The sequence below is a fragment of the Rahnella victoriana genome, assembly GCF_004330295.1.
Classification (GTDB): domain Bacteria; phylum Pseudomonadota; class Gammaproteobacteria; order Enterobacterales; family Enterobacteriaceae; genus Rahnella; species Rahnella victoriana.
Genome location: NZ_SJOJ01000008.1, coordinates 43,871 through 69,405, shown reverse-complemented (window position 1 = coordinate 69,405; position 25,535 = coordinate 43,871). Strand labels below are relative to the sequence as shown.

26 protein-coding genes, 1 pseudogene and 1 other annotated feature are annotated in these 25,535 nt (G+C 52.7%); of the genes and pseudogenes, 15 read left to right on the top strand and 12 right to left on the bottom strand.

Annotated features, from left to right (window positions below):
• Nucleotides 1–312 precede the first annotated feature (312 nt).
• Nucleotides 313–933 carry an L-threonylcarbamoyladenylate synthase gene (locus EYY67_RS08680; RefSeq protein WP_095921663.1) on the bottom strand — a complete coding sequence of 207 codons (621 nt, stop codon included), beginning with the start codon at nt 931–933 and terminating at the stop codon, nt 313–315.
• Between the two features lie 34 nt (nt 934–967).
• Complete coding sequence (rnm, locus tag EYY67_RS08675; RefSeq protein ID WP_095921662.1) at nt 968–1,891, bottom strand: RNase RNM; 924 nt, start codon at nt 1,889–1,891, stop codon at nt 968–970.
• A 328-nt stretch (nt 1,892–2,219) separates the two neighbouring features.
• Nucleotides 2,220–2,322 (top strand) — a sequence feature (Trp leader region).
• Between the two features lie 56 nt (nt 2,323–2,378).
• On the opposite strand from rnm, the gene EYY67_RS08670 reads away from it, so the two are divergent.
• From EYY67_RS08670 to EYY67_RS08640, 6 genes and pseudogenes are all read left to right on the top strand, one after another.
• A complete protein-coding gene (locus EYY67_RS08670) occupies nt 2,379–3,941 on the top strand; it encodes an anthranilate synthase component 1 (protein ID WP_131693321.1) in 1,563 nt (520 codons plus the stop codon).
• 1 nt (nt 3,942) lies between these two features.
• Nucleotides 3,943–5,546: pseudogene (gene trpD, locus EYY67_RS24705) on the top strand (bifunctional anthranilate synthase glutamate amidotransferase component TrpG/anthranilate phosphoribosyltransferase TrpD).
• Between the two features lie 3 nt (nt 5,547–5,549).
• Entirely contained in the window at nt 5,550–6,914 is a 1,365-nt protein-coding gene (gene trpCF / locus EYY67_RS08655; protein ID WP_131693319.1) for a bifunctional indole-3-glycerol-phosphate synthase TrpC/phosphoribosylanthranilate isomerase TrpF, read from the top strand.
• A gap of 44 nt (nt 6,915–6,958) precedes the next feature.
• Complete coding sequence (gene trpB / locus EYY67_RS08650) at nt 6,959–8,149, top strand: tryptophan synthase subunit beta (RefSeq protein WP_095921657.1); 1,191 nt, start codon at nt 6,959–6,961, stop codon at nt 8,147–8,149.
• The gene (gene trpA, locus EYY67_RS08645) at nt 8,149–8,955 is read left to right on the top strand and encodes a tryptophan synthase subunit alpha (RefSeq protein WP_095921656.1); all 807 of its coding nucleotides are present in this window, start codon (nt 8,149–8,151) and stop codon (nt 8,953–8,955) included. The genes trpB and trpA overlap by 1 nt, the downstream gene beginning before the upstream one ends.
• A gap of 220 nt (nt 8,956–9,175) precedes the next feature.
• A complete protein-coding gene (locus EYY67_RS08640) occupies nt 9,176–9,490 on the top strand; it encodes a BON domain-containing protein (protein ID WP_095921655.1) in 315 nt (104 codons plus the stop codon).
• A gap of 70 nt (nt 9,491–9,560) precedes the next feature.
• Here the strand turns inward: EYY67_RS08640 and ompW are convergent, their stop codons facing one another.
• Nucleotides 9,561–10,193, bottom strand: a complete 633-nt coding sequence (gene ompW, locus EYY67_RS08635; RefSeq protein WP_095921654.1) for an outer membrane protein OmpW — start codon at nt 10,191–10,193, stop codon at nt 9,561–9,563.
• 292 nt (nt 10,194–10,485) lie between these two features.
• Between ompW and EYY67_RS08630 the strand changes: the two genes are divergently transcribed.
• The 4 genes from EYY67_RS08630 to yciA all read left to right on the top strand — a co-directional run bounded on the left by EYY67_RS08630 (nt 10,486) and on the right by yciA (nt 12,885).
• Nucleotides 10,486–10,863 (top strand): YkgJ family cysteine cluster protein, encoded by a 378-nt coding sequence (locus tag EYY67_RS08630; RefSeq protein ID WP_095921653.1) that lies wholly within the window; start codon nt 10,486–10,488, stop codon nt 10,861–10,863.
• Nucleotides 10,864–10,976: 113 nt separating this feature from the next.
• A complete protein-coding gene (locus EYY67_RS08625; RefSeq protein WP_095921652.1) occupies nt 10,977–11,732 on the top strand; it encodes a YciC family protein in 756 nt (251 codons plus the stop codon).
• 99 nt (nt 11,733–11,831) lie between these two features.
• On the top strand, nt 11,832–12,371 hold the full coding sequence (locus EYY67_RS08620) for a septation protein A (protein WP_131693318.1): 540 nt from the start codon (nt 11,832–11,834) through the stop codon (nt 12,369–12,371).
• Nucleotides 12,372–12,444: 73 nt separating this feature from the next.
• Nucleotides 12,445–12,885, top strand: coding sequence for an acyl-CoA thioester hydrolase YciA (gene yciA / locus EYY67_RS08615; RefSeq protein WP_095921650.1), 441 nt, complete (start codon nt 12,445–12,447; stop codon nt 12,883–12,885).
• An 82-nt stretch (nt 12,886–12,967) separates the two neighbouring features.
• Here yciA and EYY67_RS08610 read toward each other — a convergent pair whose 3' ends face one another.
• Nucleotides 12,968–13,693, bottom strand: coding sequence for an energy transducer TonB (locus EYY67_RS08610; RefSeq protein WP_131693317.1), 726 nt, complete (start codon nt 13,691–13,693; stop codon nt 12,968–12,970).
• Between the two features lie 212 nt (nt 13,694–13,905).
• Here EYY67_RS08610 and EYY67_RS08605 point away from each other — a divergent pair, with 212 nt between their 5' ends.
• From EYY67_RS08605 to EYY67_RS24485, 3 genes are all read left to right on the top strand, one after another.
• Nucleotides 13,906–14,202, top strand: a complete 297-nt coding sequence (locus EYY67_RS08605; RefSeq protein ID WP_119827363.1) for a YciI family protein — start codon at nt 13,906–13,908, stop codon at nt 14,200–14,202.
• 164 nt (nt 14,203–14,366) lie between these two features.
• The gene (locus EYY67_RS08600; RefSeq protein ID WP_095921647.1) at nt 14,367–14,657 is read left to right on the top strand and encodes a TFIIB-type zinc ribbon-containing protein; all 291 of its coding nucleotides are present in this window, start codon (nt 14,367–14,369) and stop codon (nt 14,655–14,657) included.
• A gap of 116 nt (nt 14,658–14,773) precedes the next feature.
• On the top strand, nt 14,774–14,935 hold the full coding sequence (locus EYY67_RS24485) for a YnfU family zinc-binding protein (RefSeq protein WP_162928688.1): 162 nt from the start codon (nt 14,774–14,776) through the stop codon (nt 14,933–14,935).
• Here the strand turns inward: EYY67_RS24485 and EYY67_RS08595 are convergent, their stop codons facing one another.
• Nucleotides 14,936–15,118, bottom strand: coding sequence for a YciY family protein (locus EYY67_RS08595; RefSeq protein ID WP_095921646.1), 183 nt, complete (start codon nt 15,116–15,118; stop codon nt 14,936–14,938). It lies immediately after the preceding gene.
• Between the two features lie 292 nt (nt 15,119–15,410).
• Between EYY67_RS08595 and cls the strand changes: the two genes are divergently transcribed.
• Nucleotides 15,411–16,871 carry a cardiolipin synthase gene (cls, locus tag EYY67_RS08590; protein ID WP_095921645.1) on the top strand — a complete coding sequence of 487 codons (1,461 nt, stop codon included), beginning with the start codon at nt 15,411–15,413 and terminating at the stop codon, nt 16,869–16,871.
• Between the two features lie 80 nt (nt 16,872–16,951).
• On the top strand, nt 16,952–17,275 hold the full coding sequence (locus EYY67_RS08585; protein ID WP_013575941.1) for an HI1450 family dsDNA-mimic protein: 324 nt from the start codon (nt 16,952–16,954) through the stop codon (nt 17,273–17,275).
• A 205-nt stretch (nt 17,276–17,480) separates the two neighbouring features.
• Here EYY67_RS08585 and oppF read toward each other — a convergent pair whose 3' ends face one another.
• The 7 genes from oppF to EYY67_RS08555 form a co-directional block, all read right to left on the bottom strand.
• The gene (gene oppF, locus EYY67_RS08580; RefSeq protein WP_095925114.1) at nt 17,481–18,485 is read right to left on the bottom strand and encodes a murein tripeptide/oligopeptide ABC transporter ATP binding protein OppF; all 1,005 of its coding nucleotides are present in this window, start codon (nt 18,483–18,485) and stop codon (nt 17,481–17,483) included.
• Nucleotides 18,486–18,514: 29 nt separating this feature from the next.
• Entirely contained in the window at nt 18,515–19,516 is a 1,002-nt protein-coding gene (oppD, locus tag EYY67_RS08575) for an ABC transporter ATP-binding protein (RefSeq protein ID WP_195817028.1), read from the bottom strand.
• A 29-nt stretch (nt 19,517–19,545) separates the two neighbouring features.
• The gene (gene oppC, locus EYY67_RS08570; RefSeq protein WP_095921643.1) at nt 19,546–20,454 is read right to left on the bottom strand and encodes an oligopeptide ABC transporter permease OppC; all 909 of its coding nucleotides are present in this window, start codon (nt 20,452–20,454) and stop codon (nt 19,546–19,548) included.
• 15 nt (nt 20,455–20,469) lie between these two features.
• Nucleotides 20,470–21,390, bottom strand: a complete 921-nt coding sequence (oppB, locus tag EYY67_RS08565; protein ID WP_095921642.1) for an oligopeptide ABC transporter permease OppB — start codon at nt 21,388–21,390, stop codon at nt 20,470–20,472.
• Nucleotides 21,391–21,577: 187 nt separating this feature from the next.
• Nucleotides 21,578–23,218 carry an oligopeptide ABC transporter substrate-binding protein OppA gene (oppA, locus tag EYY67_RS08560; protein ID WP_095921641.1) on the bottom strand — a complete coding sequence of 547 codons (1,641 nt, stop codon included), beginning with the start codon at nt 23,216–23,218 and terminating at the stop codon, nt 21,578–21,580.
• Nucleotides 23,219–23,283: 65 nt separating this feature from the next.
• Nucleotides 23,284–23,418: a hypothetical protein gene (locus EYY67_RS24825; RefSeq protein WP_268247531.1), complete on the bottom strand. Its 135-nt coding sequence runs from the start codon at nt 23,416–23,418 to the stop codon at nt 23,284–23,286.
• Between the two features lie 981 nt (nt 23,419–24,399).
• Nucleotides 24,400–25,044 carry a YchE family NAAT transporter gene (locus EYY67_RS08555; RefSeq protein ID WP_013575947.1) on the bottom strand — a complete coding sequence of 215 codons (645 nt, stop codon included), beginning with the start codon at nt 25,042–25,044 and terminating at the stop codon, nt 24,400–24,402.
• Nucleotides 25,045–25,535: the final 491 nt, after the last annotated feature.

Below are 25,535 nucleotides of genomic sequence, written 5' to 3'. Positions count from 1 at the left end.
TCCGGACGGCCTTTTGCAGCGCCGGAATTTCTGCCGCTTTTTGGCTTGTCACCAGACGAACGTGCCGGTTTGGACTTGTCGCTGGAGTGCTTCTGGGAATTATACTTCTCGCTCATTGAGCAGCCTCATTTGTCGCCTTCACAGGCGTCGGGGGGAGCCGGCAGCACGACGTGATTGTCGTCTGCCCGCCAAAATTCAGTTATTACGTAGTAATACAACGACTTACAAAAAAGTCAGCCCGCCATTATACACAGTTATCTGCAATTTGTATCCTGCAAAGGCGATGACGGACTGATTATTTTTCAGGCAATGTTAACGGAACGGCGCCGGATCGCCCGCCCCTTCGCGCACCACTTCCGGCGTCGCTTCGGTCAGGTCAATCACCGTGGTCGGTTGCTGACCGAGTGATCCGCCGTCAATCACCAGATCCACCACTTTGCCCAGATGATCTTTGATGTCCTCCGGATCCGATTCCGCGAAATCATTGCCCGGCAGCATCAGCGTGGTCGACATCAGCGGTTCACCCAGCGTTTCCAGCAGCGCGACCGCAATCGGGTTCGACGGCACACGCAGGCCGATGGTTTTACGTTTTTCACTCATCAGGCGGCGGGGGACTTCTTTAGTCGCTTTGAGAATGAACGTGTAGTTACCCGGCGTGTTATTTTTGATCAGCCGGAACGCCGAGTTATCCACATAAGCGTAAGTGGACAGCTCAGAGAGATCCCGGCACATCAGCGTAAAGTTGTGGTTCCCGTCCAGTTGACGGATGCGGCAAATGCGCTCCATGGCGTTCTTTTCTTCCAGACGGCAACCCAGCGCGTAGCCTGAGTCGGTCGGATACACAATCACATTGCCCTTGCGCAGCAATTCGACGGCCTGATTAATCAGACGTGGCTGCGGGTTTTCAGGGTGAATATAAAAATATTGACTCATTGTTCCCTCTTAATTCTTCTTCTGCGGTCGGGCTTCAGACCGGTTCAATTTCAGGCTGTTTTCCGGCGACCGGCCAGTGTTGCCACACCGGTTCCACGCCTGCGGGCAGCCAAAGTTTGCGCCCCAGTTCGATCCACGAGCAGGGTTGATGAAAATCAGAACCCTGCGAGGCCAGCAAATGGTAATCACGGGCATAAGCCGCCAGTTGTGCGCGCTCGTTCGGTGCCTGCTGGCACTGCGCGACTTCCATGGCATCCCCGCCCTGTTCAGCAAAGAAAGCCAGTAAGCGTTTCAGCCATTTTGTGGACAGGTCATAACGTCCCGGATGGGCGACAACCGCCTGTCCGCCAGACTGATGAATCGCATCAATCGCTTGTTCTATTGTACACCACTGTGGCGGAACGTAGCCGGTCTTGCCCTTGGCAAGGTACTTTTTGAACACCTGAGCGATGTTGTCGGCCGCGCCAAATTCCACCAGAAAACGGGCAAAATGCGCCCGCGTCACCGCGCCACCGTCGGCCAGACGCAGTGCGCCTTCCCATGCACCTTCGATGCGCGCTTTTGCCAGGCGACGGCCCATTTCCTGTGCCCGCTGCTGGCGTAAATCTGCCTGCACTTTCAGTAATTCCACCATGGCCGGATGGGCCGGGTCGATGCCCAGCCCGACGATGTGGATCTCATGATTTTCCCACAGCGTGGAAATTTCGACGCCGTTCACCAGTTGCAGCGGCAGCTGTTGGTCCGCAATCGCCTGCGCCGCGCGCGCCAGCCCTTCCGTGCTGTCGTGATCGGTGATCGCCAGCACGCCGACACGCATGTCCACGGCCCGTGCCACCAGGGCTTCCGGCGTTAAATAGCCGTCAGATGCGGTTGTGTGGCTGTGAAGATCGTAGAGAGTGAAGGCGGTGCTGGAAGTCTGGTCGTCTGCTGAAGGCGAAGTGTTTGTTGGCAAAGTCATCGTCACGTGGGGAATTAACCTGTTTCTGAATGCAGTCCCCATCATAACGCGTCAGGGAGGCACGCGTCAGGAATGATTTCACCCGGCCGCTACGCACTGTTACGGTGCGATAACACTTTCTGCACAATGCAGCCGCACTAAAGGTGGGATTTGCAGGAAAAAGAGGGTTGACATTACATCCATGAACTAGTTTACTAGTACGCAAGTTCACGGGACAGTTCAGAAATGAACAACGTGACAAACCGATTCAGAAAGCTTACGTTTTAAAGACGTTAGCTTCATAAACAAACAAGAGTGTCTGATGATGAAAACTTACATGATGGCGGTTCTCAGCTGGTGGCGTACTTCCCCTTGGCGGGCGGAGTAATCACGCATAGCTGTCATCAGACGCTGCAAGATTCCCGAAGCCCGCATAACGCGGGCTTTTTTGTGGCCGTCTCTTTGTCATCCGTTTAATACAAACGTTGAGAAAATTTCAGGAAGCACAATGACTATTCAGAAACCACGTTTAGAATTGCTGACCGCAGAAGGATGTTACCGCGGCGACCCGACGGCCATTTTCCACCAGCTGTGCGGCGCCCGTCCGGCGACCCTGTTGCTGGAATCCTCTGAAGTCACCAGCAAAGAAAACCTGAAGAGCCTGTTGATTGTCGACAGCGCCCTGCGCATCACCGCGCTGGGTTCCCGGGTGTCGGTTCAGGCACTGACGCCAAACGGCGCCTCTTTACTGCCACTGATTGATGCCGCGTTACCGGCTGAAATTCGCAATGATGTGCGTCCGAATGGCCGTGAACTGAGCTTCCCGGCCATCGACCAGATGCAGGACGAAGACGCGCGTCTGCGCTCCCGCTCCGTTTTTGATGCGCTGCGCAGCATCCTGACCTGCGTTGAAGCCCCTGCCGATGAGCGCGAAGCGATGTTCCTCGGCGGTCTGTTTGCTTACGATCTGGTCGCCGGTTTTGAAAATTTACCGGCATTAGATTCTGACCAGCGTTGCCCGGATTTCTGCTTCTATCTGGCAGAAACCCTGCTGGTGCTCGACCACCAGAACCGCACCTGCCGTTTGCAGGCCAGCCTGTTTACGCCTTCCGCTGAAGAAAAACAGCGCCTGCACGAGCGTCTGGAACAACTGCAACATCAGTTACAACTGCCGCCACACGCCATTCCGCACCAGAGCGTGCCGGAGATGCAACTGAGCGTGAACCAGAGCGATGAAGTATTTGGTGCGGTGGTGGAGAAAATGAAAGTGGCGATCCGCGCCGGTGAAATTTTCCAGGTGGTGCCGTCACGCCGTTTCTCACTGCCATGCCCTGCGCCGCTGGCCGCGTATGAAACGCTGAAAAACAACAACCCAAGCCCGTATATGTTCTTTATGCAGGATAACGATTTCACCCTGTTCGGCGCATCACCGGAAAGCGCACTGAAATATGACGCGACCAATCGCCAGATTGAAATCTATCCGATTGCCGGTACCCGTCCGCGCGGCCGCCGTGCTGACGGCTCGCTGGATTTGGATCTCGACAGCCGTATCGAACTGGAAATGCGTACCGACCATAAAGAGCTGGCCGAGCACCTGATGCTGGTGGATTTAGCGCGTAACGATCTGGCGCGTATCTGCGAGCCGGGTAGCCGTTACGTCGCCGACCTGACCAAAGTTGACCGTTACTCTTTCGTGATGCATCTGGTGTCCCGCGTGGTCGGCACGCTGCGTCATGACCTCGACGTGCTGCATGCCTATCAGGCGGTGATGAACATGGGCACGCTGACCGGCGCACCGAAAGTGCGCGCCATGCAGCTGATTTCCGCCTCCGAGCAAACCCGTCGCGGCAGCTACGGCGGCGCAGTGGGTTACTTCACCGCTCACGGTGATTTAGATACCTGCATCGTGATCCGTTCGGCGTATGTCGAAGACGGCATTGCCACCGTGCAGGCAGGCGGCGGCGTGGTGCTGGACTCCGTGCCGCAAGCCGAAGCCGACGAAACCCGTAACAAAGCCCGTGCCGTGCTGCGTGCCATCGCCACCGCCCACAATGCGAAAGAGGTATTTTAAGATGGCCGATATCTTACTTATCGATAACGTCGATTCCTTTACTTACAACCTTGTCGATCAGCTGCGTTCCAGCGGCCACAACGTGGTGATTTACCGCAATCAGATCCCGGCTGACGTGATAATCGAAAAACTCAGCCAGCTGGAAAAACCGGTACTGGTGCTTTCGCCGGGACCGGGTACGCCGTCCGAAGCGGGTTGCATGCCGGAGCTGCTGAAACGTCTGCGCGGTCAGTTGCCGATTATCGGTATCTGTCTCGGCCATCAGGCGATTGTGGAAACGTATGGCGGTTTCGTCGGCCAGGCCGGTGAAATCCTGCACGGTAAAGCCTCATCTGTTACCCATGACAACCAAGCGATGTTTGCCGGTATGAACAATCCGCTGCCGGTGGCGCGTTATCACTCGCTGGTGGGCAGCCAGATCCCTGACGGGCTGACCGTTAACGCCCGTTTCGGTGACATGGTCATGGCAGTGCGTCACGAAGAAGATCGCGTCTGCGGTTTCCAGTTCCATCCGGAATCCATTTTAACTTCACAGGGCGCCCGTCTGCTTGAGCAGACACTGGCCTGGGCTTTGGCGTAAGGAGAACTGTCATGCAAACGCAAACTATTCCCGGCATTCTCGAAAATCTGTTCCGCGCTCAGACGATGACACAGGAAGAAAGCCAGCAATTATTTACCGCCATCGTGAATGGCGAACTGGAACCGGCGCAACTGGCCGGTGCATTAATCAGCATGAAAGTGCGTGGCGAGCAACCGGCTGAAATCGCCGGAGCGGCCAAAGCGTTACTGGCACACGCCGAGCCGTTCCCGCGCCCCGATTATCCGTTCGCGGACATTGTCGGCACCGGCGGCGACGGCACCAACAGCATCAACATTTCTACCGCCAGCGCCTTTGTGGCGGCGGCCTGTGGCGCACGGGTGGCAAAACACGGCAACCGCAGCGTGTCCAGCCGTTCGGGCTCGTCGGATTTACTGGCCGCGTTTGGCATCCGTCTGGATATGCCTGCGGAACAATCCCGTGCGGCGCTTGATGATCTGGGCGCGTGTTTCCTGTTCGCCCCGCAATACCACACCGGTTTTCGTCATGCGATGCCGGTACGTAAATCCCTGAAAACCCGCACGCTGTTTAACGTGCTGGGTCCGCTGATTAATCCGGCACGTCCGCCGCTGGCGCTGATTGGCGTATACAGCCCGGAACTGGTGCAGCCGATTGCCGAAACATTGCGTGCGCTGGGTTATGAGCGTGCGGCAGTGGTTCACGGCGGCGGAATGGATGAAGTGGCAATCCACGCAGCCACGCTGGTGGCCGAGCTGAAAGACGGCAAAATTACCACTTATGAACTGACCCCGCAGGACTTCGGTCTGGATAATTATCCGATTGAATCCTTGCTGGGCGGCGAGCCGGAAGAAAACCGTGACATTCTGGCACGCTTATTACAAGGTAAAGGAGATCCGGCCCATGAAGCCGCGGTAGCCGTCAATGTGGCGATGTTACTGCGTCTGTTCGGTCAGGAAGACGTAAAGCAAAACGCACAACAGGCTTTGGCCGTCATGCGCAGCGGTGAACCTTACCAGCGCGTGCTGGCATTGGCAGCAAGAGGATAAGTGATGCAGCAGGAAACCGTGCTCCACAAAATTGTTCGCGATAAGGAAGTTTGGGTCGCGGCACGCAAAGAACAACAACCGCTGGCCAGCTTTCAGAACGAAATAACTCAGAGCCAGCGCAGTTTCTACCATGCCCTGCAAGGGGCCAGAACGGCCTTCATTCTGGAGTGCAAACAAGCGTCTCCGTCGAAAGGCAAGATCCGCGAGAACTTCGATCCGGTAGAAATCGCCAGCGTTTATAAAGACTACGCTTCCGCTATTTCGGTATTAACCGATGAGAAATATTTCCAGGGCAGTTTTGATTTCCTGCCGCTGGTGAGCAAAACCGTCACGCAGCCGGTGCTGTGCAAAGATTTTATTATCGACCCGTATCAGATCCATCTGGCCCGTTTTTATCAGGCAGATGCGATTTTGCTGATGCTTTCCGTACTCGATGATGACCAGTACGTTCAGCTGGCCGCCGTCGCTCACAGCCTGAATATGGGCGTGCTCACCGAAGCCAGTAATGAAGAAGAACTGGATCGCGCCGTGAAGCTGAAAGCGAAAGTGGTCGGTATCAATAACCGCGATCTGCGCGATTTGTCCATCGATATGAACCGCACCCGCGAGCTGGCACCGCGTGTGCCGCATGGTGTCACAGTCATCAGCGAATCGGGCATTAACACCTACGGACAAATCCGCGAACTCAGCCGCTTCGCCAATGGTTTCCTGATTGGCAGCGCACTGATGTCAGAACAAGACCTCAGCAGCGCCGTCCGTCGCGTGTTGCTGGGTGATAATAAAGTGTGCGGTCTGACCCGCCCGCAGGATGCCAAAGCCGCGCACGACGCAGGGGCTATTTATGGCGGACTGATTTTCGTCGACACCTCGCCGCGCTTTGTGACCCACACGCTGGCGAAAGAAGTACAAAACGGCGCACCGCTGAAGTATGTCGGCGTGTTCCGGGATGAAGACCTGAATACCGTGGCAGAAACAGCGAAAGCATTAGCCCTGACTGCCGTGCAGCTTCACGGCGATGAAAATCAGGCGTACATCGACGCGTTACGCAGCGCATTACCGCAGTCCGTTCAGATCTGGAAGGCGCTGAGTGTGAAAGACACGATGCCGGCACGCGATCTGAATCATGTCGACCGCTATGTGCTCGACAACGGTAAAGGCGGCACCGGTTATCGTTTCGACTGGAGCAAGCTGGCCGGGCAGGATCTGAGCAACGTACTGCTGGCTGGCGGACTGAGTGCCGACAATTGTGTCGAAGCTGCACAGCTCGGTTGTGCAGGGCTGGATTTCAACTCCGGTGTTGAAAGTGAGCCGGGCATCAAAGATGCCGAAAAAATTACCGCCGTATTCCAGACATTGCGGGCGTATTAAGCCGCACGCAATGACGCAAAAATTGACAGACAGGACGGAATAACATGACTTTACTTAATCCCTACTTCGGCGAATTTGGCGGCCAGTATGTACCGCAAATTCTGATGCCTGCGCTGGCCCAGCTGGAAGAAGCTTTTGTCAGCGCGCAGCGCGACCCGGAGTTTCAGGCTGAATTCATTGATCTGCTGAAAAACTATGCCGGTCGCCCGACAGCACTGACGCTGTGCAAAAATCTGACCGCCGGAACCAAAACCAGGCTGTATCTCAAGCGTGAAGATTTACTGCACGGCGGCGCACACAAAACTAACCAGGTGTTGGGTCAGGCATTACTGGCTAAACGCATGGGTAAAACTGAAATTATCGCCGAGACCGGTGCCGGTCAGCACGGCGTGGCCTCAGCACTGGCCTGTGCCCTGCTCGGCCTGAAATGCCGTATTTATATGGGCGCGAAAGACATTGAGCGTCAGTCGCCAAACGTGTTCCGTATGCGTCTGATGGGGGCGGAAGTGATCCCGGTACACAGCGGTTCTTCCACGCTGAAAGATGCCTGTAATGAGGCGCTGCGCGACTGGTCCGGCAGCTACGAAAAATCCCACTACATGCTGGGGACGGCGGCGGGTCCGCACCCTTATCCGACCATTGTGCGTGAATTCCAGCGCATGATCGGTGAGGAAACCAAAGCACAAATGCAGGAACGCGAAGGCTGTCTGCCGGATGCGGTGATCGCCTGCGTGGGCGGCGGTTCCAACGCCATCGGCATGTTTGCTGATTTCATTGACGAGACCAGCGTGAAGCTGATCGGTGTCGAACCTGCCGGTCTCGGCATTGAAACCGGACAGCACGGCGCGCCGCTGAAACACGGTCACGTCGGTATTTATTTCGGTATGAAAGCGCCGATGATGCAAACCTCCGAAGGCCAGATTGAGGAATCCTACTCTATCTCTGCCGGTCTGGATTTCCCGTCGGTTGGCCCGCAGCACGCCTTCCTCAACAGCACCGGCCGCGCGGAATACGTGTCGATTACCGATGATGAAGCCCTGGAAGCCTTTAAAGAACTGTCCCGTCACGAAGGGATCATTCCTGCGCTGGAATCGTCACATGCGCTGGCTTACGCGCTGAAACTGATCAAGGAAACCCCGGAGAAAGAACAAATTCTGGTGGTGAACCTGTCCGGCCGCGGCGACAAAGATATTTTCACCGTACATGACATCCTGACTGCCCGGGGAGAAATTTAATGGAACGTTATCAGCAATTATTCAAGCGTCTGGAAAGCAAAAAAGAAGGCGCATTTGTTCCTTTCGTTACGCTGGGCGATCCGGGCGTTGAGCTGTCACTGTCCATTATCGACACGCTGATTGAAGCCGGTGCCGATGCGCTGGAACTGGGCATTCCGTTCTCTGATCCGCTGGCGGATGGCCCGACAATCCAGAACGCCAACCTGCGCGCTTTCGCCGCCGGTGTGACGCCGACGCAGTGTTTCAACATGCTGGCGCGCATCCGCGAAAAGCATCCTGATATTCCGATTGGTCTGCTGATGTACGCCAATCTGGTCTTCCACAACGGCATCGAAACCTTCTATCAGCGTTGCGCCGAAGTGGGTGTGGATTCCGTGCTGGTTGCCGACGTGCCATTTGAAGAATCCGCGCCGTTCCGTGCAGCCGCATTGCGCCACGGTATCGCGCCAATCTTCATCTGCCCGCCGAATGCATCCGATGATTTGCTGCGTGAGATTTCCTCTCATGGCCGGGGTTATACCTATCTGCTGTCCCGCGCAGGCGTAACGGGGACGGAAAAACGTGCGCTGACTCCGCTGAATCATCTGGTTGATAAGCTTCGTGAATATAACGCTGCACCGCCATTGCAGGGCTTTGGGATTTCCGAACCTTCACAGGTGAAGGAAACCCTGGCTGCCGGTGCGGCGGGCGCGATTTCCGGCTCGGCGACCGTGCGTATTATCGAAAACAATCAACATCAGCCTTCAGAAATGCTGGCACAGCTTTCCCGTTTCGTCAGTGAAATGAAAGCCGCCACCCGCGCATAACCTCCCCTGAACAGAACGTTCGTGGCTGAACCCGCTAACGTTCTGTTTCTTTTTAAATTCTTACGCTTTTTTACTTCGATTTATTTGTATTAACGCCATCAATAAACCAAACTCAAACTACTCATCAGGCCTATGATAATACGGCCATTGCGGCTATCGCCTGTCTGAGTGTCTGCAGGTCGTTTCTTTTGGTTTTATAACAAAGCGTGGAGAGTTATTTATGAAGCTATTCAAAACATTGTCCGCATTCTGCATGGCAGCTGTTGTGGTCATGGCCGTTGCAGCCTGTGCGCCTACTAAAAAATCAGAAGGAACCGGTGGCTACATTGATGACACCGTGGTCACCACCAAAGTGAAATCCGCGCTGCTGGCAGATAAGACCATCAAATCCACGGAAATCAGCGTCGAGACCTTTAAAGGCCGTGTTCAGCTGAGTGGTTTTGTCACCTCGACAGCAGATGCGAACCGTGCGGTAGAAGTGACGCGCGGCGTGGCCGGGGTTCGTTCGATTGAGAATGACATGCGGGTGAAGTAGCCTGAAACAGAACGGGTGACACAGCGAAGAGGCGCAGAAGCGCCTCTTTTTTTATGCGCGGGCTGAAGACTCAGAAACGATAGCCGACGCCAAACATAAAGACCCAGGGATCGATCCGGGTGTTGATGTTTTGCTGCTCACCACCGGCTTTGAATTTCACCTCGGTATCAATATCCATCCACCAGACGGACATGTTGATTAACCAGTTGTCGTCCAGGTTGTAATCGAGACCGGCCTGGGTGGCCACACCCCAGGAATCTTTGACGCTTAAATCAGACAGCCCGGCATCGCGCCCGGTCTGGTTGAAATCTGTGTCGAAGAACGTGGTGTAGTTGATGCCCACACCGAGGTACGGACGCAATTTGTCCTGCCTGTCACCGAAGTAATACTGCGCCATCAGGGACGGAGGTAACTGTTTCACTTCCGCAATGGTGCCGGTGCTTTTCAGTCCGACTTTATGCTGGAACGGCGTGGCGGCCAGTAACTCCATCCCGATATTGTCGGTAAACATGTACCCCAGCGTTAACCCCATCTGAGTATTATTATTGATATTAAACGATCCCAGCCCCAGCACGTTGTCTGACCCTTCGGTTGGACGAACGGTCGCTGTCCCTACACGAAAAATCACATCCCCTGCCTGATGTGCACTCGCGACTGCCGGAAATGCCGCTGCTGCGACTAATGCCCAATATGCTGCTTTCATTATCCCTTTCCTTTGTGTGGATTATTTATCAACCGCGCGAATGATACCTACTCTTTGGTATGGTTTGATCAATGCCGGATCACATCTTTAAAACAAAAAGTCAGAAAATGCATCTTCCGCAAAGCGATCTAAATCTATAAAAACAAAGGAATTGATCTGCATCAAAAATGAGGAGATTTTGTTGTTTTGTTAACAGGTGATATTTCAGTTGCTAAAAAAAATGACGCTGCGTACTTTGCTTGTTCACTGTTGGTTTTGGTTTGGTGCCGTAAGGAGTCGGTGGCTTCCCAGGATGAGCGAAATTAACAATCCCTGTATGACCTGTGGCGCGTGCTGCGCCTATTTCCGCGTTTCATTTTATTGGGCTGAATCTGAAGAGGCCGGCGGCGTGGTTCCGCAAGCTTTGACCGAGCAGGTCACTCCTTTTATGAGTTGTATGCAGGGCACGAACAGTAAACGCCCGCGCTGCATCGCCCTGAAAGGTGAAGTGGGACAGTCGGTTTCCTGCTCCGTTTACCTTAACCGCCCGTCACCGTGCCGGGAGTTCAATCAGTCTGGATTGAATGGCGTCGCCAATTCCGCCTGTGACCGCGCGCGCGCACAATATGGTCTGCCGCCGCTGGAGATGGATGCCACACCGTCAGACCTGTGGCATGTCACCTGCGTATAAGCAGAGATTCATCAGGCAGATTGACAGGAAGTCAGCGCAAAACTATCGGCGGGGGCCATTTAAAGGGTACAATCGCCGCCTTATTGATTTTTGCTTTTTGCCAAGGAGCGTCCATGTCTATCACGGCCAGTACGTTGTACCGTGACAGTTATAATTTTATGCGTAATCAGTTGGGTAGCGTTTTCGCGCTGTCCGTTCTGGCCGCATTAATTACCGTCATTTTGAGCTGGATATTGAGTCCTTCCGCAGAGCAGGTCGACGCTATCGGGCAACTGATGAGCAATATCACGGGGATGAGCGTCGGCGATATGATGGGGTATCTTGAACAGCAGATCACGCCTGAGCAGCAAAGCGCGATTTTCCGTTACAGCCTGGCGGCGCTGTTTTCCACACTGGCCGGGAATGTCATTCTGGTCGGGGGCGTACTAACGCTGGTTCAGCTGGTGTCTCAGGGCGTTCGGGCCAGTGTTGTTCAGGTCATGACCGCGTCGCTGCCGGTGCTGCCGCGTCTGATCATCCTGCTGTTTATTTGCAGCATTATGTTCCGCTTCGGTCTTGCGCTGTTGCTGGTGCCTGCTTTCCTGGTGGCCATCGCCTGGGCGATGTCGCCGGTGATTGCCTGTAAAGAGAATGTCGGCGTCTTTCGCGCGCTGGGCATGAGTACCCGGTTATCCTTCAGTAATGTGCGTCTGGTTGCGCCGGCGGTGATGCTGTGGATCGTGGCTCAGGTGGTTCTGATGCTGTTTGTTGGCGTACTGAGCGCGTTAAATCCGATGCTCGGTGCGGTGATCCTCGGCGCATTAAGCAACATGATCAGCGCCTTTATGCTGATTTATATGTTCCGTCTTTACATGAAATTACAAGCATAATATAGACATACGTTTTTCAGGGGCGCTCCGGCGCCCTTTTCTTTTGTCCGCGATTTGAATCCGGTATAGTCATCACATACATAAAACATGGAATGAAGTATGAAGCAGCTCCTCGATTTTCTTCCCCTGATTGTCTTTTTTGTGGTTTATAAGCTTTACGACATTTTTGTCGCATCGGGCGCGTTGATCGCAGCCACCGCGTTAGCGTTAATCTTTACCTGGGTTCTGTACCGCAAAATTGAGAAGATGACGCTGATCACCTTCGCAATGGTGGCGGTTTTCGGCACCCTGACACTGGTATTCCATAATGATGAATTCATTAAATGGAAAGTGACCGTCATTTATGTGCTTTTCTCCGGCGCATTGCTGATCAGTCAGCTGGTGCTGAAAAAGCCGTTAATCCAGCGTATGCTCGGCAAAGAACTGACGTTGCCGGATCATGTCTGGAATAAACTGAACATCAGCTGGGCGATCTTTTTCCTGCTGTGCGGTCTGGCCAATATTTATGTGGCGTTCTGGTTGCCGCAAAACATCTGGGTCAATTTCAAGGTGTTTGGTCTGACCGCGCTGACGCTGGTCTTCACTTTGTTAAGCGGCGTCTATATTTACCGGCATATGCCGGATGATGAAAAAAAATAAGCATTCTTCTGCACGGGCCTTTCTTTGAAAGGCCTTACTTTTTCAGTTTGTTGAGCACTGTGAATTTTATCGTATGAACGAAAAACATAGCTTACCCAATGGTGAAATGGTTCTGCGTACGCTGGCAATGCCGGCTGACACCAATGCAAACGGTGATATCTTCGGCGGCTGGCTGATGTCGCAAATGGATATGGGCGGCGCGATCCAGGCGAAGGAAATCGCCAAGGGTCGCGTGGTGACTGTGCGTGTTGACGGGATGACCTTCCTCAAGCCGGTGGCCGTCGGTGATGTGGTGTGCTGTTACGCACGCTGCATCCGTACCGGCAACAGCTCGATTACCATCAATGTTGAGGTGTGGGTGAAGAAAGTCTCTTCCGAGCCGATAGGACAGCGTTACAGAGCCACTGAGGCGGTGTTTACCTATGTCGCCGTCGATGACGAAGGCAAATCGCGCCAGTTACCTGACGGACGCAGCAATTTCAGTGTCGACTCGGAAGGCGTTTCTCAGGACTGAGTGACGAACCGGCTCTTCAGAAAGTAAAAAGGTCGCCTTCAGAGGCGACCTTTTTTATTGGGGCAAACACCGCGGTGTCGGCTTACTCGACAGAAGTGCCGCCTTTAATTTTGAACACCAGATTCACGATTAAGTTGCTGGCCGCTTTAGGTTCATAGCGCCACTTGTTCATCGCCTGTTTTACCTCACGCTCAAACATATTGCGCGGTTCGGCTGACAGCACCCGGATATTCTGCACGCGGCCATCGCTGTCCACATCGAACTGCACGCGTACACGGCCTTCAATGCGTAACGCCAGCGCACGTGCCGGATAACCCGGCTGTCCGCGCTGCAACGGTCGCGGCCCGGTGTCGCTTTTGGCATTGGAAGACGCAGGCGGCTGACTCACCGGTTTGGTCAGTGGCTGATTACTGGTCACCGGCGTCTGGACTGTCTGGGTCGGTCTTTCTACCGGACGTTCAACCGGCTTCACCTTCGGTTTCACCACCGGCTTTTTCACCGGTTTCGGCTTAGGCTTCGGCGGTTCCGGAATGACCACGGCTTCCGGCGGCGGTGGCGGCTCAGGCACCACTTCCGGCTCAGGCTCAGGTTGTGGCGGCGTCGGTTCAGGCTGAGGCGGCGGTGGGGGCGCAAAATCCGCCGGATTGACCATCGTCACACTCATCACTTTCTGATCCTGGCTCGGTAATTTTATTGACTCGCCGACCGTCATATACAACACGCCAGCGATAACAGCGACATGTAAACTGACAGCCAGCGCGACAGGCACCGTCACCTTGCGGATAAATCTAAACTTTTTTAGCGGCATAATGATTCATTTTCCCCGTGAAGCCGCAAGTTTAAATGTAAATAGCAATCATATTCAACACCGAGATGACAACTATTCTCAAATAACCTTTGCTTTGATCCCACGCAAAGCGCTTTCCCCCGGCTTCAGGTTTAGCTATGTTAATTCTGTAAAATCGTCAGGCGGCCACAGGCTGCCGCACAGGACTTCATAAACCCATTGATAGGTGACTCATGCTTTACGTGATTTATTCTGAAGATGTATCAGATTCACTGGAAAAACGCGCTGCTGCCCGCCCTGCTCATATCGAACGCCTGAAAAACCTGCACGAGCAAGGCCGCGTGCTGATTGCCGGGCCGACGCCCGCCATCGACAGCGAAGATCCGGGCGCGGCAGGAATGACAGGTTCCCTGCTGGTGGTTGAGTTTGAAACGCTGGAAGACGCCAAAATCTGGGCTGATGCGGATCCTTACGTCGCGGCAGGCGTGTACAAATCCGTCACCGTGAAGCCATTCAAACGCGTATTCTGATGTTTTGCGGGCAGTTTTCCGAACTGCCCGATGCCCTGCTTCCCCCGCCGTGCCACTCTTTAATCAACTTTACTTTTGCTTACGTCAGTTGATTGTCTAAATATCCGGTTACTCACACACTTACCTGCGCCCTATTTCTTTAACCGTTGAGCGGAGAACCTGATATGCAATGTCCGGTATGCAAAGAAAGTCAGCTGGTGATGTCCGAACGTCAGGGCATTGAAATCGATTATTGTCCTGACTGTCGCGGAGTGTGGCTGGATCGCGGTGAGCTGGATAAAATCATCGAGAAATCGGCTGCATCGCAGTCCGCAGAGCGGCCAGCAACGCCGCGCTACGAGGAACGCGACCGCCGGGACGATCACCGCCCGCAAGGCAATTACGACAATCGCGGGCATTATTCCTCGCAAAAACCCTATAAAAAGAAGAGTTTCCTTTCAGAGCTTTTCGACTGATTTCTGCCATCCCGCGCCATAGCATAATACCCATGGCGCGATTTCCCCGAATGCCGTCACATTGCTTTCATCGCTTGTGTGCTAGGATGCTTACCCCTGCCCATGAGGTAAGCAATATGTCATTCTTCGACGGATTGAAGTTTCTAACCAGTACGACCACCAAGGTCACCTGCCCGGAATGCGGTTATGTTGCCGAACAGATGAGTGCAAAAGTGCGCAAAAACTCAACGCTGGTCTGCAAAAAATGTGGCGCGCTGTTTCAGCCTAAATCCCGGTAATCAGGCATTCCATTCGTAGTTAACGGCATACAAAGACAGGCGCTGATGCTGCTGATGGTGGATCTGGCGAATACGATAGATGTGACGATAGCGTCTTGACTGACCTTCCAGCCAGCGGCTTCTCCGGCGCTGGGTCTGGCGTAACATCCGCCACCGGCCAACTTCATTTCTACTGCGTTTCATTCACTTATGTCCCGTGATGCCGTCGCTGCTTCTTTAACGGAAGAATGTCTTTAAGTGTCTTTTAGCGGAAAAAACTGCGGGGACATTATAGGCCGATGGCGGTGTGATCCAAGTCTTGTTTTTGTCCTTTCTCCCCGTTATCAGCTAACCTTGAAGTCAGGGCAGTGGCAATTTACTGAGCGGATAGCGATTTAAGAGGTAGCCGATTGATTGGCCGGATAAAGTTAGTTAAAAGGTTGCCCCTTTCACGTACACTCACGCCAATGGCTTGCGAACAGGACTTTTCGCCTTTATGACAACATTTTATACAGTAATCAGCGGACTTCTGGTTTTCGGTTACTGGTTACTGATTGCCGGCGTCACCCTGCGTATTCTGATGAAACGCCGGGCGGTCCCTTCCGCGATGGCATGGTTGCTGATCATCTACATCATTCCGCTGGTCGGTATTATTGCCTATCTGTCGTTTGGTGAACTGCACTTAGGCAAACGCCGTGCTGAACGGGCGAAAGCCATGTGGCCTTCAACCGCCCGCTGGCTGAATGATCTCAAAGACTGCAAGCGTATTTTTGCCACCGAAAACAGTGAAATTGCCGCCTCACTTTTCCAGCTGTGCGAACGCCGTCAGGGCATTGCTGGCGTAAAAGGTAATCAGTTGCAACTGCTGACCACCAGCGATGATGTGCTTCATGCCATGATGCGCGATATCGAACTGGCCCGCAGCAATATCGAGATGGTGTTCTATATCTGGCAGCCGGGCGGTCTGGTTGATCAGGTCGCCGAATCGCTGATGGCCGCCTCGCGCCGTGGTATTCATTGCCGCCTGATGCTGGATTCCGCAGGCAGCGTCGCCTTTTTCCGCAGCCCTTATCCGGCAATGATGCGCAACGCCGGTATTGAAGTGGTCGAAGCCTTGCAGGTTAATTTGTTCCGTGTGTTCCTGCGCCGCATGGATTTGCGTCAGCACCGTAAAGTGGTGCTGATCGACAACTATGTCGCCTATACCGGCAGCATGAACATGGTCGACCCGCGTTTCTTCAAGCAGGATGCTGGCGTCGGTCAGTGGATCGATCTGATGGCCCGTATGGAAGGCCCCGTCGCGACCACCATGGGCATTGTCTATTCCTGTGACTGGGAAATTGAAACCGGCGTGCGTATTCTGCCGCCGGAACCTGACAGCAATCAGATGCCCTTCGAACAGGAGAGCGGCCATACCATTCAGGTTATCGCCTCCGGTCCCGGCTTCCCGGAAGATATGATCCACCAGGCACTGCTGACCGCCACCTACTCGGCCCGCGAGCGACTGGTGATGACCACGCCGTATCTGGTCCCCAGCGATGATTTGTTACATGCGATTTGTACTGCGGCACAGCGCGGGGTTGATGTCAGTATCATCCTGCCGATGAAAAACGATTCGATGATGGTGGGCTGGGCCAGTAAATCATTCTTTGGCGAGTTGCTGGAAGCCGGGGTCAAAATTTACCAGTTTGAAGATGGCTTACTGCATACCAAAAGTATGCTGGTTGATGGTCAGCTCAGTCTGGTGGGCACCGTGAATCTGGATATGCGCAGCCTGTGGCTCAATTTTGAGATAACACTGGTGATTGACGATGCCGGTTTTGGGGATGATCTCGGGCGCGTGCAGGACGATTACATTGCCCGCTCACATCTGCTGGATGTTGAAGCCTGGATTAAACGCCCGTTCTGGCACCGCATCGTCGAACGTTTGTTCTACTTTTTCAGTCCGCTGCTGTAAATGCCGCGTCGGGCATGATGTAATACCCCCAGTACCGGCTTGCAAGAGCCAGAATACACTCATCTGTAAACGAGAATGATATGGACCTGAATAATCGCCTGACCGAAGACGAAACGCTTGAACAAGCCTATGACATCTTTCTGGAGTTGGCCGGAGATAACCTTGATCCGGCAGATATCCTGATCTTCAATCTGCAATTTGAAGAACGCGGCGGCGCTGAATTATATGACCCGGCAGAAGACTGGGTCGAGCATGTGGATTTCGACCTGAACCCGGACTTCTTTGCTGAAGTGGTGATCGGTCTGGCTGACGCGGAAGATCAGCCAATCAATGATATTTTCGCGCGTGTTCTTTTGTGTCGCGAGAAAGACCATAAGCTTTGCCATATCCTCTGGAAAGAATAACCGTCTCCGTCGTCCTTCAGACTGGCGCTGTGTTGGCGGCTTTCATTCACCCCGGTCACTGACATAAGTCAGCTTCCGGGGATTCATTCAATTGCAGCTTTAATCCCATCTGAATGACGTAGCAGAACGATACGTAAAGAAAACGAAGACGAAAAAAAACCTGCCACTGGCAGGTTTTTTTATGCATTGCGTCTGAGGAAAACAATCAGAGCGGATCGACTTTCAGGCAGGACACCGCGTGGCGGAAGCTGCCTTCCAGCAACGGACGGGTCACCGCACATTCAGGTCCGGCAATCGGGCAACGGGTACGGAACACGCAGCCTGATGGCGGGTTGATCGGCGAAGGTAACTCCCCTTCCAGTAACTGAATCACTTTATTGCGCTCTTTATCCGGATCCGGCACCGGCACCGCAGACATCAGCGCACGGGTATACGGATGCTGAGGATTGTTATACACCTCATCATACGTCCCCAGCTCGACGGCATGCCCGAGGTACATCACCAGAACGCGATCAGAAATGTGTTTAACCACCGCCAGATCGTGCGCGATGAAGATCAGGGATAATCCCATCTCGCGTTGCAGTTGTTGCAGCAGGTTGACGACCTGCGCCTGAATGGACACATCCAGCGCAGAAACCGGCTCATCACAGATAATCAGTTTCGGCTCAAGGATCAGGGCGCGCGCGATACCAATACGCTGACACTGACCGCCGGAAAATTCGTGCGGGTAACGGTTAATCAGGTTAGGCAGCAGCCCGACCTTTAACATCATTGCCTTCACTTTTTCCTTCACCTCAAGACGAGGCATTTTCGGATTATAGGTTTTCAGCGGCTCGGCAATGATTTCACCGATGGTCATACGCGGATTAAGGGACGCCAGCGGATCCTGGAAAATCATCTGGATATCGCTGCGCGTGTGGCGCCATTCGTTATCCGACATGTTCAGCAGATCTTTGCCCAGCCAGGCCACACGACCGTCGGTGGCTTTCACCAGCCCAATCAGCGCACGGGCAAAGGTGGATTTACCGCAACCGGATTCACCGACCACGCCCAGCGTTTCACCTTCATAAAGACGCAGGGTGACACCATCCACCGCTTTCAGGGTTTTCGAAGGCTGCCAGAACCATTGTTTTCCGTCTTTGATGTCGAAATGAACCTTCAGATCGGCCACTTCGAGCAGCACTTTTTTCTCAGGGGCGTGAGTGTTCATCGCCGCGCTGTTCATGATTGTGTTGTCTGTCATACCAGTTCCTCCAGCGGCTTGTAGCAGGCACGCAGGCGACCATCACCGAAACGCTCCAGCGGTGGCGCTGAGGCGCAAATATCCATCGCATACGGGCAGCGGGGCTGGAACGGACAGCCTTTTGGCAGACGCAGCAGGTTTGGCGGGTTGCCCGGAATGGTCAGCATCGCGCCGCCTTCAGCATCCAGACGAGGAACCGCATTGAGCAGACCGATAGAATACGGATGGCACGGCTCATAAAAAACATCGCGGGCACGGCCATATTCCATCGTACGCCCCGCGTACATCACCAGCACCTTGTCGCAGATCCCGGCGACGACACCCAGATCGTGGGTAATCATGATAATGGCGGTATTGAACTCAGACTTCAGTTCATTAAGCAAGGTCATGATCTGCGCCTGAACGGTCACGTCCAGGGCGGTCGTTGGCTCATCGGCAATAAGCAATTTTGGACGGCACAGCAATGCCATCGCAATCATCACACGCTGGCGCATACCACCGGAGAATTCATGCGGGAACATCTTCATACGCTTGCGGGCTTCCGGCATTTTCACCGCATCCAGCATGCGTACGGATTCCTCAAACGCTTCGCGTTTGCTCATCTTTTTGTGCAGGATCAGGACTTCCATCAGTTGCTCGCCGACCCGCATGTACGGGTTGAGAGAGGTCATCGGATCCTGGAAAATCATCGAAATCTGTTCTGCGCGCAGCTTGTTCAGCTCGTTTTGCGGCAGGTTGAGGATTTCACGACCATTAAATTTCGCCGAACCTCCGATGCGACCATTGCTGGCCAGCAGGCCCATCAGGGCAAACGCGGTCTGGGATTTACCGGAACCGGATTCGCCGACGATGCCTAAGGTTTCACCGGCACGCAGGTCGAAATTCAGATCGTTAACCGCCGTGACATCGCCGTCAGGCGTTTCAAAGGTGACACGTAAATCTTTGACATCCAGAAGCGTCTGGCTGCCCTTCGCATTCTGCAGTGCAGAAGCGGGCATATGTTCAATCGTGCTCATGGTTGCACTCCTTAACGATCTTTCGGGTCGAGGGCATCACGCAGGCCATCGCCGATAAAATTGAAACAGAACAGAGTTACAACCAGGAAGCCTGCCGGGAACAGCAGTAACCAAGGTGAAACTTCCATCGAGTTGGCACCATCGCTTAATAACGCGCCCCAGCTGCTCAGTGGCTCCTGTGTCCCTAATCCTAAGAAGCTCAGGAAGGATTCAAACAGGATCATGCTCGGTACCAGCAGTGAGGCATACACCACCACGACACCCAGCACGTTTGGCACAATGTGGCGCAACACGATATTTCGCGTGCTCACACCGCTGACCAGCGCCGCTTCGATGAATTCTTTACGTTTCAGGCTCAGGGTCTGACCGCGCACGATACGTGCCATGTCGAGCCAGGACACCATCCCGATCGCCACGAAAATCAGCAGGATATTTTGCCCGAAGAAGGTCACCAGCAGGATCACGAAGAACATGAACGGGAAGGAGTTGAGAATTTCCAGCAGACGCATCATCGCGGAGTCAATTTTACCGCCCAGATAGCCGGACAGGGATCCGTACAGTGTACCGAGGATCACCGCCACCAGCGCAGCCGCCACACCAACCATCAGGGAAATACGTCCACCAATCGCCACGCGTACCAGCAAATCACGGCCTGAGGAGTCAGTCCCGAAATAGTGGTGAGAGGCGAAATCCGGTGCCGCTGACATCATATTCCAGTCAGTATCGTCGTAGGCAAACTGCGATAACATCGGGGCAAATGCCACGAATAACGCAATAAACGCCAGTACGATCAGGCTGGTGACCGCAGCACGGTTGTGCATGAAACGGCGTCGGGCATCCTGCCACAAACTGCGGCCTTCAACTTCCAGTTTTTCGCTGAAGTTTTCCACGACGTCGCTATTTTTCTTACTTAACATCATTGACGTACTCCGGCATTAATAACGGATTTTCGGGTCGATGACGGCATACAGCACGTCGACGATCGCATTGAACAAAATGGTTAATGCGCCCACTAAAATGGTCAGGCTCAGTACCAGGGAGTAGTCACGGTTTAATGCCCCGTTAACAAACAACTGGCCGATACCTGGCAATCCGAAAATGCTCTCGATGACCATCGAACCGGTGATAATCCCTACGAAGGCCGGTCCCATGTATGACAATACCGGCAGCAAGGCAGGTTTCAGTGCGTGACGCAAAATAATGCGGCGCAGCGGCAACCCTTTGGCACGTGCTGTACGGATGAAGTTGGAGTGCAGGATTTCAATCATCGAACCCCGGGTGATACGCGCGATACTGGCGATATAAGCCAGTGAAAGTGCCACCATCGGCAGGATCATATATTTCGTGCCACCGCCGTTCCAGCCGCCACCAGGCAACCATTTAAGCGTAATGGCAAATATCAGCACCAGTAACGGCGCGACCACGAAACTGGGGATAACCACCCCGGTCATCGCAATGCCCATCACCGTGTAATCCCATTTGGTGTTTTGATTCAGTGCTGCAATCACCCCTGCACTCACACCAAACACAATCGCCATGATGAATGCCGCCAGACCCAGTTTTGCTGAAACCGGGAACGACGCCGCCACCAGGTCATTCACTGTGTAGTCTTTATATTTGAACGACGGGCCGAAATCGCCTTTTGCCAGTTGTTCTAAATAGTGGAAATACTGCTTATACATTGGGTCATTGAGGTGATATTTCGCCTCAATGTTCGCCATGACTTCTGGCGGAAGATTACGCTCACCCGTAAAAGGGCTGCCCGGTGCGAGACGCATCATAAAAAACGAAATGGTGATCAGAATGAATAGCGTCGGAATCGCTTCCAGACAGCGGCGTAAAATAAACTTTAACATTGCCCGTACCTGTTTCTAAGCCTGTCACTACAGCTTGATAGTTTTTGGCTTGGTCACGATGCCCCTGAACAAAGGACATCGTGGTGGCTCTTTGTTTCAGCGCCGAAAGCCGGTGCTGAAATCATTACCTTCATCAAAATAGAACGAGCAAGGCAGCTCGGGGATGCCTTGCCCGGACACTGATGGATTAGTGTTTGATGATATACAGATCTTTCACGTAGACGTTGTCCTGTGGATCTTTACCGGTGTAACCGCCGACGTAAGGTTTCACCAGACGCGCGTTCACGTAGTAATAGACAGGGACAATGGCAGAGTCTTTATCAAGCTGGGTTTCAGCTTTCTGATACAGCGCCGCGCGTTCGTCATCGGTTTTCACTGTCAGAGTGTCAGCGATGTCTTTATCAAACGCCGGGCTCTTATAGTGGGCAGTGTTGTTGCTGCTGTCAGACAGCATGGTGTTCAGGAAGGAAGAAGGCTCGTTATAGTCGGAGCACCAGCCTGCACGGGCGATATCGAAGTTACCCTGATGACGGCTGTCCAGGAAGGTTTTCCATTCCTGGTTAACCAGTTTCACGTCAACACCCAGGTTTTTCTTCCAGATAGCGGCAGCGGCGATAGCCAGTTTTTTGTGCAGATCAGAGGTGTTATACAGCAGTTCGAAAGTCAGAGGCTTGGCAGACGTGTAACCTGCTTCGGCCAGCAATTTTTTAGCCTGCTCGTTGCGTTGTGCCTGAGTTTCTTTGAACCAGGCCGGAGGCGTCAGTTTTGCACCGTCAGTGTAAGGCGGGGTATAGCCATACGCTGGCAGGTCGCCCTGTGCTTTCACTTTATTGACGATGATGTCGCGATCCAGACCCAGTTTCAGAGCTTCACGCACGCGTGAGTCAGTGAACGGGGCTTTCTGGTTGTTGATTTCGTAGTAGTAAGTACACAGATACGGGTCAACGTGAACTTCAGTTGGGATTTCTTTTTTCAGCTTCTGGAACAGTTCGATCGGCATGTTGTTGTAGGTCATGTCGATTTCGCCGCTGCGGTAGCGGTTAACGTCAGTCACTTCTGAAGAGATTGGCAGGTAAGTGACCTGGTTGATCACGGTTTTCGCGTTATCCCAGTAAGTCGGGCTGCGTTCAAGAACGATACGTTCGTTGACGGTCCAGGCTTTCAGTTTGTAAGCGCCGTTGCTCACGTAGTTTTCTGGTTGGGTCCATTTGTCGCCAAATTTCTCCACAACACTTTTGTTTACCGGTTTCATCGCGGTGTGAGACAGCATTTTTACGAAATAAGGAACAGGTTCGGTCAGGGTCACCTGCAGGGTATGGTCGTCAATCGCTTTCACACCCAGAGTATCAGGGCTTTTCTTACCGCTGATGATGTCATCGATGTTTTCGATGTGACCGTATTGCAGGTAGCTTTCATACGGAGAGGCTGTTTTTGGATCAGCCAGACGCTGCCAGCTGTACACGAAATCCGCCGCAGTGACAGGGTCGCCGTTTGACCATTTTGCATCCGGACGCAGGTGGAAGGTCCAGACTTTAAAATCTTTGTTGTCCCAGGTGGTAGCGACGCCCGGGATCACACTGCCGTCTTTGCTGTCGGTATTCACCAGACCTTCCAGCAGATCACGGATCACGTTGGATTCCGGTACGCCTTCGACTTTATGTGGGTCCAGGGACTGAACTTCAGAACCGTTGTTACGCACCAGCTCCTGTTTAGCCGCCAGTGTCACGCCTGCAGGCACATTCGCCGCGAATGCGTTATTGATGGAAACTGAGCTCACTGCAGCAAGAATGCAGGCAGCCAGCAGATTTTTTTTTGTGATGTTGGTCATTGTATTTCAACTCCAGTTTTTATTATGAACTTGCACGCCGGGGTGCAAGATAAACCCTTGCTGGGTCAATGGGTTTCAAAAGCAGGAACGAATTGCTCAAGAAAGGCCCCCCATGTTGTTGCCACCCGCAGATGGCTGTCCCCTATTACTGCATGTATTACCTGATAATGCGCTTGAAACGTCTGGCTGTTGTTCGCCATGCGGTTTCCGGGGTCGTTAAGGATGACCCCACTCCATTAGATCCACCCCGTGCGCAATAAAACTGCATTTCACCGCGCACCAGGTAATCACATACTGTTATTCCGAACCTTAACAATATTATTTTCTTATTCGCCCGACTTAGGGCAACAGAAAGTCCTTCGCGGTTAAGCGCCCGAAATCAATTAATCAGAAGATAAGCTGAAGAGTTGTTTTGCTGAACAGACAGAGTTAACAGCAGGCCGTGCAATGTCGTCAGCGCAATACCCGGCTTTCTTTTCGCAAAAAGCAGGTGAGGATAATTTTGTGGCAGGCAATGCGACACGACACTCTCCAAAAACAAATGAAATGGCTTCTATCTTTCTGTCTCTAGCAAGATTCATTCTCACTTAGAGCATTCCGCTTAACAAAATTCCATTTTTGAAGGCGATTTGAAAATTATCAGAAGCCTGATACCGGCGCCAATAAATTTTGCAAATTTGTTACGCAATTCTCTTTTACCGGTTACAGACCGTAAAGCACCCCGGTTGAGCAATACTCAAAACGCTATCCCAACCCGTTGTATTACATCATCTTTATGTCAGGTTTTGGCGCGAAATTCAGGTTGCGGGCTGCTCAGGAAGCATCCTGATACAATCAGTTAACATTCAGAGGTTTTCAAGGATAAACACCTGTTAACTGCTGTATTAACACTAATAACATCTCGATACGGCATGCACAAGCCTTACAGAATGATGTGGATAAATTAGCGCCAAAGCGGGCAATAAAGAGGGGGGTTTAGCGAAATATTCGCTAAGTTTATTAGAAGAAATGAAGACTTGGATTAAAAAGAAGAATGAGACAGGGCTTTACGCCACATTTGGGTGCAATCGCTCTTAATTACGTCATTAGCTGCACTATATTAATGCATTGCATTATAAGGAAGGGTAATAATTATCACGGAAATCCATAAGTGTTTCCGTGATAATTCGGGGACGAAGGGATTAAAGCAGGCCCGGGAAAATCGCTTTAATGCCTGTCACAATAAATTCAATGCCCAGAGACATCAGTAACAGTCCCATGATACGGGTAATAACGTTAATCCCGGTTTGACCCAACAGGCGAACCAGTAAAGGTGCCGCCCGGAACAACAGCCAGCAACAAAACGCAAAGAAAATAATGGCCAGCGTCAGCCCCAGCAGATTTGGCCAGCTGTGATAGCGCGAACTCCAGACAATCGTCGAGCTGATCGCACCGGGTCCGGCCATCAGCGGCAGCGCAAGAGGCACGACACCGACATTTTCACGGATCGCGGTTTCTGATTTTTCCTGCTTGTTCTGTTTATCTTCACCGAGTTTACCGCTGATCATCGACATCGCGATCGTCACCACCAGAATGCCGCCCGCAATGCGGAACGAATCAATGGAGATGCCGAACAGATGTAAAATCGCGTCGCCCAGGAAAAGTGCGGTCGACAATATAATGGCTACCGACAGGTTTGCCGTCATATTGGTTTTATTGCGCCCTGCTGCCGCCTGATAACTGGTCATGCTGATGAACACGGGCAAAATCCCCACAGGGTTGACCAACGCAAACAGCCCGACAAAGAATTTGATATACCCTGAAAAATCTAATAAAGATTGGCTCACGCAGAACTCCGCACAATTATGCCAGCAGATGAAGGTTTTGATGGGCGCTAATGTACTGGAATTGCAGTAAAGGCGCCACGCCGATTCACAACTTTTATCACCAGAATTTGATTAAAAAGCAGTGAATACCACTTTTGTTAAAACAGCGTAATTTTAACGACACAAATCACAGATAAATTGTATTCAATTTGAGCAAATTTGATAATCGATCGCACCTACCCCCTGCTGAAAGGTGTCAGCATTATGGTTTAGTGATCCAGATCAAATTAACCCTGCCCACAAATAGGTAATCTCAGTGCATAGTCACTCAGCGGTACTTGTAGAACAAATGTTCATTTATGTCGCCGGATGACAACTTTTTGACTACACAGGTGCTTCATTACTGAAAGCTCTTTGAGCAAATAAAGAGACAAAGACAACACATTGAGAAATCTAGCTTTAATTAGTTTCTCACGGTGACTGATAGCAGGTCTATACTAGTCTTTGGCAAG